General features: G+C 60.9%; 11 protein-coding genes, 2 tRNA genes and 1 rRNA gene. 12 read left to right on the top strand and 2 right to left on the bottom strand.

The window, feature by feature from the left end:
* Positions 1-113 precede the first annotated feature (113 nt).
* From mrcB to JLK41_RS19805, 3 genes are read left to right on the top strand one after another with little or no spacing between them, the layout of a single operon-like run.
* Positions 114-2,432 carry a penicillin-binding protein 1B gene (gene mrcB / locus JLK41_RS19815; protein ID WP_134675626.1) on the top strand — a complete coding sequence of 773 codons (2,319 nt, stop codon included), beginning with the start codon at positions 114-116 and terminating at the stop codon, positions 2,430-2,432.
* 43 nt (positions 2,433-2,475) lie between these two features.
* Entirely contained in the window at positions 2,476-3,174 is a 699-nt protein-coding gene (locus JLK41_RS19810) for a tetratricopeptide repeat protein (protein WP_210389653.1), read from the top strand.
* Positions 3,174-3,503, top strand: coding sequence for a YqcC family protein (locus tag JLK41_RS19805; RefSeq protein WP_210389652.1), 330 nt, complete (start codon positions 3,174-3,176; stop codon positions 3,501-3,503). The genes JLK41_RS19810 and JLK41_RS19805 overlap by 1 nt, the downstream gene beginning before the upstream one ends.
* Positions 3,504-3,521: 18 nt before the next feature.
* On the opposite strand, the gene JLK41_RS19800 is transcribed toward JLK41_RS19805, so the two are convergent.
* Positions 3,522-3,953, bottom strand: coding sequence for a DUF4124 domain-containing protein (locus JLK41_RS19800; RefSeq protein WP_210389651.1), 432 nt, complete (start codon positions 3,951-3,953; stop codon positions 3,522-3,524).
* Positions 3,954-4,354: 401 nt separating this feature from the next.
* Between JLK41_RS19800 and JLK41_RS19795 the strand changes: the two genes are divergently transcribed.
* Together JLK41_RS19795 and ilvN are read left to right on the top strand one after the other, a co-directional pair.
* Positions 4,355-6,079 (top strand): acetolactate synthase 3 large subunit, encoded by a 1,725-nt coding sequence (locus JLK41_RS19795; RefSeq protein ID WP_037057293.1) that lies wholly within the window; start codon positions 4,355-4,357, stop codon positions 6,077-6,079.
* 1 nt (position 6,080) lies between these two features.
* Entirely contained in the window at positions 6,081-6,572 is a 492-nt protein-coding gene (gene ilvN, locus JLK41_RS19790; protein ID WP_037057275.1) for an acetolactate synthase small subunit, read from the top strand.
* Positions 6,573-6,678: 106 nt separating this feature from the next.
* On the opposite strand, the gene ilvY is transcribed toward ilvN, so the two are convergent.
* Complete coding sequence (ilvY, locus tag JLK41_RS19785) at positions 6,679-7,560, bottom strand: HTH-type transcriptional activator IlvY (RefSeq protein WP_134675623.1); 882 nt, start codon at positions 7,558-7,560, stop codon at positions 6,679-6,681.
* Between the two features lie 125 nt (positions 7,561-7,685).
* On the opposite strand from ilvY, the gene ilvC reads away from it, so the two are divergent.
* The 7 genes from ilvC (at position 7,686) to JLK41_RS19750 (ending at position 13,703) form a co-directional block, all read left to right on the top strand.
* Entirely contained in the window at positions 7,686-8,702 is a 1,017-nt protein-coding gene (gene ilvC / locus JLK41_RS19780) for a ketol-acid reductoisomerase (RefSeq protein ID WP_037057270.1), read from the top strand.
* A gap of 147 nt (positions 8,703-8,849) precedes the next feature.
* Positions 8,850-9,665 (top strand): CDP-diacylglycerol--serine O-phosphatidyltransferase, encoded by an 816-nt coding sequence (pssA, locus tag JLK41_RS19775; protein WP_037057267.1) that lies wholly within the window; start codon positions 8,850-8,852, stop codon positions 9,663-9,665.
* A gap of 66 nt (positions 9,666-9,731) precedes the next feature.
* Positions 9,732-10,742 carry a protein-methionine-sulfoxide reductase catalytic subunit MsrP gene (gene msrP, locus JLK41_RS19770; RefSeq protein ID WP_210389650.1) on the top strand — a complete coding sequence of 337 codons (1,011 nt, stop codon included), beginning with the start codon at positions 9,732-9,734 and terminating at the stop codon, positions 10,740-10,742.
* Positions 10,742-11,368: a protein-methionine-sulfoxide reductase heme-binding subunit MsrQ gene (gene msrQ / locus JLK41_RS19765; protein WP_134675621.1), complete on the top strand. Its 627-nt coding sequence runs from the start codon at positions 10,742-10,744 to the stop codon at positions 11,366-11,368. Before msrP ends, msrQ begins: the two co-directional genes overlap by 1 nt.
* Positions 11,369-11,905: 537 nt before the next feature.
* Positions 11,906-13,442: ribosomal RNA gene (locus JLK41_RS19760) — 16S ribosomal RNA — on the top strand.
* 88 nt (positions 13,443-13,530) lie between these two features.
* Positions 13,531-13,607: transfer RNA gene (locus JLK41_RS19755), tRNA-Ile, on the top strand.
* A 20-nt stretch (positions 13,608-13,627) separates the two neighbouring features.
* Positions 13,628-13,703: transfer RNA gene (locus tag JLK41_RS19750), tRNA-Ala, on the top strand.
* Positions 13,704-13,823 lie beyond the last annotated feature (120 nt).

Genomic DNA, 13,823 nt, shown 5'->3' with positions numbered 1-13,823 from the left:
TCGATCCTTGTTCTAGACGCTGTTCGAGCTGGGCATTATGGCCGCTGTGAGCTGCTCTGCAAACTGTCCGGGCGACGCTGCTGGCCCCTATCTAAAGTGCGTATAATTCCGCCATGACTCGAAAACGTTCTCCCCGCTCAAAGAAAAAGTCCCGCTCATCCGCTCTGCGTCCCTGGTTCGCCTGGGGCGTCAAGCTCGGCTTGGTCGGTCTGGTCATCCTGGCCGGTTTTGCCGTCTATCTCGATGCCGTCGTGCAGGAGAAGTTCTCCGGCAAGCGCTGGACGGTGCCGGCGAAGGTCTATGCCCGACCGCTGGAACTGTTCGTCGGGCAGAAACTGGCCAAGAACGACTTCCTGCGCGAACTCGATGCGCTGGGCTATCGCCGTGAAAGCGTGGTCAACGGTCCGGGGGCGGTGTCGGTCGCCGGCAACAACATCGAACTGCACAGCCGCGGTTTTCAGTTCTACGAAGGCGCCGAGCCGTCGCAACGAGTCCGGGTACGCTTCTCCGGGGACTACGTCGCCGGCCTGAACAAGGGCGATGGCGGCGATCTGGCCGTGGCGCGGCTCGAGCCGCTGCTGATCGGCGGTCTGTACCCGGCGCATCAGGAGGATCGCATCCTGATCAAGCTGGATCAGGTTCCGGCCTATCTGATCGACGCGCTGGTGGCGGTGGAAGACCGCGACTACTTCGATCACTTCGGTGTTTCCCCCAAGGGGATCGCCCGTGCGCTGTGGATCAACGCCACCTCCGGGCGCCTGGTGCAGGGCGGTAGTACCCTGACCCAGCAGCTGGTGAAGAACTTCTACCTGAACAACGAGCGTACCCTGGCGCGCAAGGCCACCGAAGCCATGATGGCGGTGCTGCTCGAGCTGCATTACGACAAGCGCGAGATCCTCGAAGCCTACATGAACGAGGTGTTTCTCGGTCAGGATGGCCAGCGCGCCGTACACGGTTTCGGCCTGGCCAGTCAGTACTTCTTCAGCCAGCCGATTTCCGAGCTGAAGCTGGAGCAGGTGGCGTTGCTGGTGGGCATGGTCAAGGGGCCGACCTACTACAACCCCCGGCGCAACCCCGAGCGTGCGATGACCCGGCGCAACCTGGTGCTCGACCTGCTGGCCGAGCAGGGCACGATCACCGCCGAGGAAGCCGCCGCCGCCAAGCAGAAGCCGCTGGGCGTTACCACCCGTGGCAGCATGGCCGACAGCTCGTTCCCGGCCTTCCTCGACCTGGTCAAACGCCAGCTGCGCGAGGATTACCGGGAGCAGGACCTGACCGAAGAGGGCCTACGCATCTTCACCAGCTTCGACCCGATCCTGCAGCTCAAGGCCGAAGAGGCGCTGGCCGAAACGCTGAAGCGCCTGGCCGGGCGCAAGGGGGTCGACCAGGTGCAGGCCGGCATGGTGGTGACCAATCCCGAGACGGGTGAGGTGCAGGCGCTGATCGGCAGCCGCCAGCCACGCTTCGCCGGGTTCAACCGGGCTATGGATGCCGTGCGCCCCATCGGCTCGCTGATCAAACCCGCCATCTACCTGTCCGCGCTGGAGCGTCCCAGCCAGTACACGCTGACCAGCTGGCTGGAGGACGAGCCGTTCTCCATCAAGGGCCAGGATGGTCAGGTCTGGACGCCGCAGAACTACGACCGCAAGGCGCACGGCACGATCTACCTGTACCAGGGGCTGGCGCATTCCTACAACCTGTCCACGGCCAAGCTCGGCCTGGAGATCGGTGTGCCGAACGTGCTCAAGACCCTGGAGCGACTGGGTGTCGAGCGCAAGTGGCCGGCTTATCCTTCGATGCTCCTCGGGGCCGGAGCGCTGACGCCGATGGAAGTCGCGGGGATGTATCAGACCCTGGCCAACGGTGGCTTCAACACCCCGTTGCGCGGTATCCGCAGCGTGCTCACCGCCGAAGGCGAGCCGCTCGGTCGTTACCCGTTCAAGATCCAGCAGCGCTTCGATCCGGGGGCCATCTACCTGGTGCAGAACGCCATGCAGCGCACCATGCGCGAGGGCACGGGGCGCTCGGTGTACAGCCAGCTGCCCCGCTCGTTGAACCTGGCCGGCAAGACCGGTACCAGCAACGACTCGCGTGACAGCTGGTTCGCCGGCTTCAGTCAGGACCTGCTCTCTGTCGTCTGGCTGGGGCGCGATGACAACGGTCCCACCCCGCTGACCGGTGCAACCGGTGCGCTGCAGGTCTGGACGGGATTCATGCGCAAGGCCGATCCGTTGCCGCTGGACATGCCCATGCCGGATAACGTCACCCTGGCCTGGGTGGATCGCCAGACCGGTCTCGGCTCGGCGTCGGGCTGCCCGGATGCGGTGCAGATGCCTTATATTCGCGGCAGCGAACCCAGTCCTGGCTCCGCCTGCGGTATTCAGGCGCCCGTGGAGTCGGTGATGGACTGGGTGCGGGGCTGGTTGGATTGACGGCCGGGGTGCGTTCCCCGGCGTGAGCTGAAGAGGATTGGATGTGAACAAGAAGTGGCTTGTGGCCTTGCTGGCAACGACGACCCTGGCAGGCTGTAGTACGGTGCCGCGTGGCTCGATTCCTGTCGTCGATGCGGGCACGCCGCTGTCGGCTGGCCGTGTCTCCGGTAACGCCGCCTCCGCGCCTGCCGGTGCGCAGTCGCAGCCGTTCGAAGAGGACTCCGGCGTGGTGGTGATGGTGCCTCAGGGCGCCGCTTCCGCGCCGTTGCAGACCGGGCCGCAGGGTGCTCCCGCCAACGGTGGGCTGACCTTCGACGAGCCGCCGGTGAGCATGGGGCAGGGCGGTTTCGACTCGTCCTCCGTGCCGAGTGCGCCCAGCGGCATTCCCAGTGGTGGTGGCCTGGCGGCCGACGAGCAGCTGGATGGGCCGGTCCTGGCGCTGCTGACCACCGCGCAGCAGCAACAGGGCGGTGGTGATCTTAATGGCGCCGCCTCGAGTCTCGAGCGCGCCCAGCGTATCGCGCCGCGTGAGCCGCAGGTGCTCTACCGCCTGGCCGAGGTGCGCCTGGCGCAGGGCGATGCGGCTCAGGCCGAACAGTTCGCCCGTCGCGGCCTGACCTATGCCAGTGGCCGTCCTGCCCTGCAGGCCAGTTTGTGGAACCTGATTGCCCAGGCGCGTGAGCGGCAGGGCGACTCCGCTGGCGCGGCGCAGGCCCGTGAGCGCGCGCGGGTGAGCCTCTGATGGATGCACGAGAGAATGAGCTGGCCGAGCATCTGCTGCTCATCGAGCGTGAGTTGCGCGTACTGGGCTGGTGGCAGGAGCAGGCGCCCAGCGCAGAAGCGCTGGCCAGCCAGGAGCCGTTCTGTGTTGACACCCTGACCTTCGAGCAGTGGTTGCAGTGGATCTTCCTGCCGCGGATGAAACAGTTGCTGGAGGCGGATGCGGCCTTGCCATCGGTGTCGGGAATCCAGCCGATGGCCGAGATGGTGTACCGCGAGCAGTCGGGTGTCACCCGTCGCTTGCTGGAGCTGCTGGGTGAGTTCGATCGCCTGTTGACGCGCACGTCCTGAGGACGCGCGCGTTCGGTGTCACTTGCAGGTTTCGGTGATGGACTTCTTCAGTTCGGTGATGCGTTCCTGACGTTCGTCCTCGCCGATGCGGCGCAATTCGCCTTCTTCCTCGACTCGTACGCGCGGGTTGTTTTCCAGCTGAGCCAGGTTGGTGCGGGCATTTTCACAGTACCTCTTGCGTTCGGCTTCCTGCTTCGCCACGTCTTGCTTGACCTTGTTATCGATGGCCGCCTGCTCGGGGTCGGCTTGCTCGACGGCCGGTGCCGGCGCGCTGGGCGCCGGGCGCGGTGGTGGTGCAGAGGTGTTGATGGTGGTGGACTGCTGGCCCTGAGGCGGTTGTGCGCCGAAGTGGGTCACGCCGTTGTCGTCCACCCACTTGTAGACCTGGCTGGCCATTGCGGTTGCGCTCAGGGCGAGCATCAGACTGCCCGTTAGAATCATGTGGCGCATGCTGTTTCCTTTGTCGAGAGCTGCGGTACTGCTGGTTACTATAACCAAAAGCCAGGGATCTTCATCCTGCGCTGCGTCACAGCCGCACTTCGAATAATAGGTCAAGCATCTCTTGACTTGCCTTCGTTGAACCCGAACAATCCAGCCTTCCCCGTAGTGGAGTCCGCCGCAAGCGTCCTCCAGCTCGGGGGAAAGAGGCGCTACCCGCGCCGAACCGTGACACCCGCAACGCGTTACCTCGCGCTGGGAGGGCCAGCCCCGCAAGACCATGGGCTGCTCCGTTACTCGTCAAGCTGATGTTCCGAATCCACGATCACCGTCGTGCGTGTCCGCTGACAGTAAGAACCTACTTAGGGCTACCCGTTGGCGGGTGGCATACTGGCGTTCAAGAGGTGAACAACGTGGAGCTTTTATCCGGCGCTGAAATGGTCGTCCGCTTCCTGCGTGACGAAGGCGTTAAGCACATCTATGGGTACCCTGGCGGTGCTCTCCTGCATATCTACGATGCCCTGTTCAAAGAACCGGAAGTGACCCATATCCTGGTGCGTCACGAACAGGCTGCGACCCACATGGCTGACGGCTATGCCCGTGCCACCGGCAAGGCCGGCGTGGTGCTGGTGACTTCCGGCCCGGGCGCGACCAATGCGATTACCGGCATTGCCACTGCCTACATGGACTCCATCCCGATGGTGGTGATTTCCGGCCAGGTGCCGAGCGCCATGGTCGGCACCGATGCCTTCCAGGAAACCGACATGGTCGGTATTTCCCGTCCGATCGTGAAGCACAGCTTCATCATCAAGCACCCGTCGGAAATCCCCGAGGTGCTGAAGAAGGCTTTCTATCTCGCCGAGTCCGGTCGTCCGGGGCCGGTGGTGGTGGACATCCCCAAAGACATGGGCGATCCCACCCAGAAGTTCGAATACGTGTACCCGAAGAAGGTCAAGCTGCGTTCGTACAGCCCGGCCGTTCGCGGTCACTCCGGGCAGATCCGCAAGGCAGCCGAGATGCTGCTGGCGGCCAAGCGCCCGGTGATGTACTCCGGTGGTGGCGTGATCATGGGTGGCGCCTCCGCGCCGCTGACCGAGCTGGCGCAGATGCTCAACCTGCCGGTGACCAATACCCTGATGGGCCTGGGCGGCTATCCGGGCACCGACCGCCAGTTCCTCGGCATGCTCGGCATGCACGGCAGCTACACCGCCAACCTGGCCATGCACCACGCCGACGTGATCCTCGCCGTGGGTGCACGCTTCGATGACCGCGTGATCAACGGCGCGGCCAAGTTCTGCCCGAACGCCAAGATCATCCATATCGATATCGACCCGGCTTCGATCTCCAAGACCATCAAGGCCGACATTCCTATCGTGGGCCCGGTGGACAGCGTGCTGACCGAGATGGTCGCCATCCTCAAGGAAATCGGTGAGACCCCGAACAAGGACACCGTGGCCAGCTGGTGGAAGCAGATCGACGAGTGGCGCGGTAGCGGCCGCCTGTTCCCCTACAACGAGGGCGACGGCTCGATCATCAAGCCGCAGAGCGTGATCGAAACCCTGTGCGAAGTGACCCGTGGCGATGCCTACGTCACCTCCGATGTCGGTCAGCACCAGATGTTCGCGGCGCAGTACTACCGCTTCAACAAGCCCAATCGCTGGATCAACTCCGGTGGCCTGGGCACCATGGGCTTCGGTTTCCCTGCCGCCATGGGCATCAAGCTGAACTTCCCGGACGCCGACGTGGCGTGCGTGACCGGCGAAGGCAGCATCCAGATGAACATTCAGGAGCTGTCGACCTGCCTGCAGTACGACCTGCCGGTGAAGATCGTCAACCTGAACAACGGTGCGCTGGGCATGGTCCGCCAATGGCAGGACATGCAGTACAACAGCCGTTATTCGCACTCCTACATGGAGTCGCTGCCCGACTTCGTCAAGCTGGCCGAGGCCTATGGCCACGTCGGCATGCGCATCACCCAGCTCAAGGACCTCAAGTCCGGTCTGGAAGAAGCCTTCGCCATGAAGGATCGCCTGGTGTTCCTCGACATTGCCGTGGACGACAGCGAGCACGTCTATCCGATGCAGATCAGAGACGGTGCGATGCGTGACATGTGGCTGAGCAAGACGGAGCGGACCTAAGATGCGACATATCATTTCCCTGTTGCTGGAAAACGAACCGGGCGCACTGTCCCGCGTGGTCGGTCTGTTCTCGCAGCGCAACTACAACATCGAAAGCCTTACCGTGGCGCCCACCGAGGATCCGACGCTGTCGCGCCTGACCCTGACCACCGTGGGGCATGACGAGGTCATCGAGCAGATCACCAAGAACCTCAACAAGCTGGTCGAGGTAGTGAAGCTGGTCAACCTGTCGGAGAGCGCCCATATCGAGCGCGAACTGATGCTGGTCAAGATCAAGGCCACCGGCGCCCAGCGCGCCGAGGTCAAGCGCACCACCGACATCTTCCGCGGCCAGATCGTGGATGTGACCAGCAGCGTCTACACCGTGCAGCTGACCGGCACCAGCGACAAGCTGGACAGCTTCATCCAGGCCATCGGCACCGCGTCGATCCTGGAGACGGTACGCAGTGGCGTCACAGGTATCTCGCGTGGCGACAAGGTACTGAGTATCTGAAGTAGCCTGAGTGTCCTGCTGAACAGAAGCCCCGCCTCGTGCGGGGCTTTTTCATGGTCAAAGGTGTGGCCGCCAGTGACATGCCCGGCAGGGCGTCTGCCCGAATTCAGCGCTGGCGGTTCCAGAACGCGGCGATCAACGGGTCCTTGAGGCGCTTCTCCAGGGCGAACAGGCCGATGTCATAAGCGGCCAGCGGCGGCTGAATATCGTAGATGCGGATGCGTGCGGTCAGCGGGCTGTTGTCGAGCACGATCTGTGGCACCACGCCGATGCCGAAGCCCAGGCTGACCATGCTGACGATGGCCTCGTTGCCGCTCACCTGGGCATAGATGCGCGGCTTGATGTTATGGCTTTTCAGCCAGCGATCCGTGCGCGTACGGGCCAGGCCTTCCTCCGAGAGAATCATCGGCACGTCCTTCCAGCTGTCCGCCGTGGGCTGTCTGAGTTGCTCGTCGCTCAGCAATTGCGGGGATTGCGGGCCGATGAAGCGCAGTTCCGAGCGGGTGATCGACTGGAAGTCGACCCCCGCCGGCAGGTTGTTCGGGCGTGCGCCGATGGCGAGGTCCTCGAGCCCTTGTTGCACCCGTTCCACGGCTTTCGCCGGATCGCCGGTGTGCAGTTTCATCTCGATGCGAGGGTAGTCCTGACGGAAGCTGCTGAGAATGTCGTAGAGAAAGCTGTAGCTCGCAGTGACCGAGCAGTACAGGGACAACTCGCCGTGCAGGCTCTGCTGGTCCTGCATGAAGGTCTGGCGGATGGCCTGCCAGCCATTCATGACATCGCTGGCGTACTCGCGAAACTGTTGCCCTTCGCGTGTCAGGCGCACGGAGCGGTTGTCGCGCACGAACAGCGTCGCGCCCAGTTCTTCCTCCAGCTGCTTGATGCTGCGGCTGAGCGCGGACGGACTGACGTGCTGTTCACGGCTGGTCTTGCCGAAGTGCAGGTTGTCGGCCAGGGAAAGAAAGAGCCTGAGGGAGTGACTGTCCATGTGTGTTTCAGATATCGGCACGTTGTGTTGCAAATATATCATTTTACGCAACGGGATAGATCACATAAGGTTTCTCTGTCGCGGTGCTTGCACCCCATCCCTTTCGATTCAGAAGAGCCAAGAACATGAAAGTTTATTACGACAAAGATTGCGACCTCTCCATCATCCAGGGCAAGAAAGTCGCCATCATCGGTTACGGCTCCCAGGGCCACGCTCAGGCCTGCAACCTGAAGGACTCCGGTGTCGACGTCACCATCGGTCTGCGCAAAGGCTCCGCGACCGTGGCCAAGGCCGAAGCTCACGGCCTGAAAGTGACCGACGTCGCCAGCGCCGTTGCCGCTGCCGATCTGGTCATGATCCTGACCCCGGACGAGTTCCAGGGCCAGCTGTACAAGAACGAGATCGAGCCGAACATCAAGCAGGGCGCTACCCTGGCCTTCTCCCACGGCTTCGCCATCCACTACAACCAGGTCGTACCGCGTGCCGACCTCGACGTGATCATGATCGCGCCGAAGGCTCCGGGCCACACCGTACGCACCGAGTTCGTCAAGGGCGGCGGCATCCCTGACCTGATCGCCGTTTACCAGGATGCTTCCGGCAACGCCAAGAATGTTGCCCTGTCCTACGCTTCGGGCGTTGGTGGCGGCCGTACCGGCATCATCGAAACCACCTTCAAGGACGAGACCGAAACCGACCTGTTCGGTGAGCAGGCCGTTCTCTGTGGTGGCACCGTCGAACTGGTCAAGGCCGGTTTCGAAACTCTGGTCGAAGCCGGTTATGCGCCGGAAATGGCCTACTTCGAGTGCCTGCACGAACTGAAGCTGATCGTTGACCTCATGTACGAAGGCGGCATCGCCAACATGAACTACTCGATCTCCAACAACGCCGAGTACGGCGAGTACGTCACCGGTCCGGAAGTGATCAACGCCGAGTCCCGCCAGGCCATGCGCAACGCCCTGAAGCGCATCCAGGACGGCGAGTACGCCAAGATGTTCATCAGCGAAGGTGCCACTGGCTACCCGTCGATGACTGCCAAGCGTCGTAACAACGCTGCGCACGGCATCGAAGTGATCGGTGAGCAACTGCGCGGCATGATGCCGTGGATCGCGGCCAACAAGATCGTCGACAAGACCAAGAACTAAGGTCTGCGATGTGCGAAAGAACGCGGCTTTATGCCGCGTTTTTTCGTTCTGCGGCGAGGCTTCTGGTATAAAGCCTGCTCGCTTGGTGGCGAACTGAGTCCAGTCGCCCCGGTTGAAATTCGTCAAACCCGTTGCAAGGTGCTGTTCATGAGTGAAGGTCCCGAGGATCAAAAGCCGGCCGGCGACAATCTGGAAAGCCTGCTGCCGATCGACGAGCACATAGAGGAAGGGCAGGACGCCGAAGGGCGCAAAGTTCGTCACCGCGGCATCTACCTGCTGCCCAATCTGTTCACCACGGCAAACCTGTTCGCCGGTTTCTACTCCATCATCAACGCGATGAACGGCAACTTCTACGTCGCTGCCGCCACGGTGTTCGTCGCCATGGTGCTCGACAGCCTGGATGGCCGAGTCGCACGACTGACCAACACGCAGAGCGCCTTCGGCGCCGAGTACGACTCGCTCTCGGACATGGTCGCCTTCGGCGTCGCTCCCGCACTGCTGGCGTTCGAGTGGGCCCTGGGCAGCATGGGCAAGGTCGGCTGGATGGTCGCCTTCATCTATGTCGCCGGTGCGGCGCTGCGCCTGGCGCGCTTCAACACGCAGATCGGCAGCGTCGACAAGCGCTACTTCATCGGCCTGGCCAGTCCGGCTGCGGCGGGTGTGGTTGCCGGCACCGTCTGGGCCTTCAGCGATTTCGGCATCAAGGGCTCGAACATGTCCTTCGCCGTCGCGCTGCTGGTGGCTGCCGCCGGCTGCCTGATGGTCAGCAATATCAAGTACTACAGCTTCAAGGACCTCGACCTGAAAGGGCGTGTGCCGTTCGTGGCCATCCTGGCGGTGGTCCTGGTGTTCGCCGTGGTGTTCAGCGACCCGCCGCGTATCCTGCTGCTGATCTTCCTCGCCTATGCGGTGTCCGGGCCGATCCAGTACCTGTTGCAGTTGCGTCGTCGCAAATCCGTCTGACGGTGTAATTTCTCATCTACTCCGTGGTCTACAGTTCGTTTCTCGAACTGTAGTCGCGGGGTTGCCATGCTCATCCGAGTTCCTTCTTCCTCTCGGGCTCTCGAGTCCGAAGTCACGCCCGAGTCCGTTTACCTGTCCCGTCGCAAGCTGATGCAGGGCTCGCTGGCGCTGGCGGCCATGGCTGCGATGCCGGGCTGGGCAAGCGCCGAGTCGCAGGGTGTCTATGCCGATGTCGAGCCGGCGAAGGCGCCCGGCTGGTTCGACGAGAAACTGTCGGCCGCGCGCTGGCAGGCGATGACCGTCGAAGGGGAGAGCATCACGCCCTTCAGGGATGCGACCCACTACAACAACTTCTACGAGTTCGGGACCGGCAAGGGCGACCCTGCTGCCAGGGCCGGCTCGCTGCAGGTCGAGCCCTGGACCGTGACGGTCGATGGCGAGGTGGGCAAGCCGGGGCGCTATGCCATCGAAGACCTGGTCAAGCCTCATGCATTCGAAGAGCGCATCTACCGGCTGCGCTGTGTCGAGGCCTGGTCCATGGTCATTCCCTGGCTGGGTTTCCCCCTGGCTGATCTGCTCAAGCAGGTCGAGCCGACCTCCTCGGCGCGTTACGTGCGTTTCGAAACGCTGGTGGACCATGAGCACATGCCGGGGCAGCGCTCGGGCTTTTCTCTGATCGACTGGCCTTATGTAGAAGGCTTGCGCATGGACGAGGCCATGCACCCGCTGGCCTTCATGGCCGTCGGCATGTATGGGCGGGTACTGCCCCATCAGAACGGTGCGCCGTTGCGTCTGGTGGTGCCCTGGAAATATGGCTTCAAGAGCATCAAGTCGATCGTGCGCATCAGCCTGGTGGCCGAGGCGCCCGCGACCACCTGGGAGCGCATCGCGCCGAACGAATACGGCTTCTATGCCAACGTCAATCCGCAGGTGGATCACCCGCGCTGGTCGCAGGCCACCGAGCGCAGGCTGCCCAGTGGGCTGTTCAGTCCGAACGTGATCGATACCCGGATGTTCAACGGCTATGACGAGGTGGCCGGGCTGTATGCCGGGATGGACCTGGCGAGGTACTACTGATGCGCTATCGACTCTGGCGCGTCGGTGTGTTCCTGGCCGCCTCGGCACCGCCGCTGTACTGGTTGTATCTGGCGCTGTTCGGCCTGCTCGGGCCTGATCCCGGCAAGACCCTGGTGGACAACCTGGGGCTGGGTGCTCTGATTCTGCTGCTGATCACACTGGCCATGACTCCTCTGCAGCAGCTCAGCCGCTGGGGGGGATGGATCGCCGTGCGCCGCCAGCTCGGGTTGTGGTGCTTCACTTATGTCACCCTGCATCTTTCGGGGTACGTGTTGTTCATTGCCGGGCTGCGTCTGGATCTGGTGCTGCGCGATCTTTACGAGCGCCCATACATCATTGTCGGTGCGCTGGCGTTTCTTGGCTTGCTGGCACTGGCTGTGACCTCCAACCGTTTCAGCATCAGAAAGCTGGGGCGCAAGTGGAAGGCACTGCATCGTCTGGTCTACGGCATTCTGCTGCTGGCGCTGTTGCATATGCTCTGGGTCGTCCGGGCGGACCTGGGAGAGTGGCTGGCCTATGCCCTCATCGGTGGGGCGCTGTTGGCGATGCGCTTCAGTGTCGTGGCGAAGGCATTGCAGCGTGCAGGGACCGGTCTGCGTGAAAATCCGAAGAAAGTTGCAATTTAAGCTTGACGCGCGTTCTGTGGGTTGTAGAATGCGCGCCACTTCAGCGATGAAGCTCTTCGAAAACTTCTTGTTAATCAATAAGTTAAGTTTAAAAGAGGGGTTGCAAAGCTGGGTCAGGCGTGTAGAATTCGCGCCGGTCGACAGGGTGGTGGTTGAGTCCTGTTGGTGATTCGGTCGAGTGGATCGAAAGCGGTAGAAAAGAGGTGGTTGACAGCGGTTTTGAATGCTGTAGAATGCGCCTCCCGCTGGAGAGAAGAAGCTCTGATCGAAAGCGCAAGTGGTTGAGTAGAAAGAAAAAATTCTTCGAAAAACAGCTTGACAGAAACAAAGGCTGCTGTAGAATGCGCGGCCTCGGTTGAGACGAAAGACTTAACCAACTGTTCTTTAACAACTGAATCAAGCAATTCGTGTGGGTGCTTGTGAGGTAAGACTGGTAGTCAACTGATTATCAGCATCACAAGTAACACTCGTGAATTCGAGAGTTTATTTGCGATTGCTGAGCCAAGTTTAGGGTTTTCTCAAAACCCAAGCAGTATTGAACTGAAGAGTTTGATCATGGCTCAGATTGAACGCTGGCGGCAGGCCTAACACATGCAAGTCGAGCGGATGAGGGGAGCTTGCTCCTGGATTCAGCGGCGGACGGGTGAGTAATGCCTAGGAATCTGCCTGGTAGTGGGGGATAACGTTCCGAAAGGAACGCTAATACCGCGTACGTCCTACGGGAGAAAGCAGGGGACCTTCGGGCCTTGCGCTATCAGATGAGCCTAGGTCGGATTAGCTAGTTGGTGAGGTAATGGCTCACCAAGGCGACGATCCGTAACTGGTCTGAGAGGATGATCAGTCACACTGGAACTGAGACACGGTCCAGACTCCTACGGGAGGCAGCAGTGGGGAATATTGGACAATGGGCGAAAGCCTGATCCAGCCATGCCGCGTGTGTGAAGAAGGTCTTCGGATTGTAAAGCACTTTAAGTTGGGAGGAAGGGCTGTAGGCTAATATCCTGCGGTTTTGACGTTACCAACAGAATAAGCACCGGCTAACTTCGTGCCAGCAGCCGCGGTAATACGAAGGGTGCAAGCGTTAATCGGAATTACTGGGCGTAAAGCGCGCGTAGGTGGTTCGTTAAGTTGGATGTGAAAGCCCCGGGCTCAACCTGGGAACTGCATCCAAAACTGGCGAGCTAGAGTACGGTAGAGGGTAGTGGAATTTCCTGTGTAGCGGTGAAATGCGTAGATATAGGAAGGAACACCAGTGGCGAAGGCGACTACCTGGACTGATACTGACACTGAGGTGCGAAAGCGTGGGGAGCAAACAGGATTAGATACCCTGGTAGTCCACGCCGTAAACGATGTCAACTAGCCGTTGGAATCCTTGAGATTTTAGTGGCGCAGCTAACGCATTAAGTTGACCGCCTGGGGAGTACGGCCGCAAGGTTAAAACTCAAATGAATTGACGGGGGCCCGCACAAGCGGTGGAGCATGTGGTTTAATTCGAAGCAACGCGAAGAACCTTACCTGGCCTTGACATGCTGAGAACTTTCCAGAGATGGATTGGTGCCTTCGGGAACTCAGACACAGGTGCTGCATGGCTGTCGTCAGCTCGTGTCGTGAGATGTTGGGTTAAGTCCCGTAACGAGCGCAACCCTTGTCCTTAGTTACCAGCACGTTATGGTGGGCACTCTAAGGAGACTGCCGGTGACAAACCGGAGGAAGGTGGGGATGACGTCAAGTCATCATGGCCCTTACGGCCAGGGCTACACACGTGCTACAATGGTCGGTACAAAGGGTTGCCAAGCCGCGAGGTGGAGCTAATCCCATAAAACCGATCGTAGTCCGGATCGCAGTCTGCAACTCGACTGCGTGAAGTCGGAATCGCTAGTAATCGTGAATCAGAATGTCACGGTGAATACGTTCCCGGGCCTTGTACACACCGCCCGTCACACCATGGGAGTGGGTTGCTCCAGAAGTAGCTAGTCTAACCTTCGGGGGGACGGTTACCACGGAGTGATTCATGACTGGGGTGAAGTCGTAACAAGGTAGCCGTAGGGGAACCTGCGGCTGGATCACCTCCTTAATCGAAGACTTCAGCTTTCTCATAAGCTCCCACACGAATTGCTTGATTCACTGTAGAAGACGATGCTGTAACGCGGCGACCCTGTGATAGGTCTGTAGCTCAGTTGGTTAGAGCGCACCCCTGATAAGGGTGAGGTCGGCAGTTCAAATCTGCCCAGACCTACCAATTCAGGTGCAGATGCTTACGGGGCCATAGCTCAGCTGGGAGAGCGCCTGCTTTGCACGCAGGAGGTCAGCGGTTCGATCCCGCTTGGCTCCACCATTACAGCATGATCGTAGAGAGTTCAGAAATGAGCGCTTCAGGTGATGACCTGTTGAGTGCTGATTTCTGGTCTTTTGACCGGTACAAATCGTTCTTTAAAAATTTGGATATGTGATAGAA

This window comes from Ectopseudomonas khazarica, from assembly GCF_017915135.1.
Classification (GTDB): Bacteria; Pseudomonadota; Gammaproteobacteria; order Pseudomonadales; family Pseudomonadaceae; genus Aquipseudomonas; species Aquipseudomonas khazarica.
This window is presented reverse-complemented; position numbering and strand designations above follow the sequence as displayed.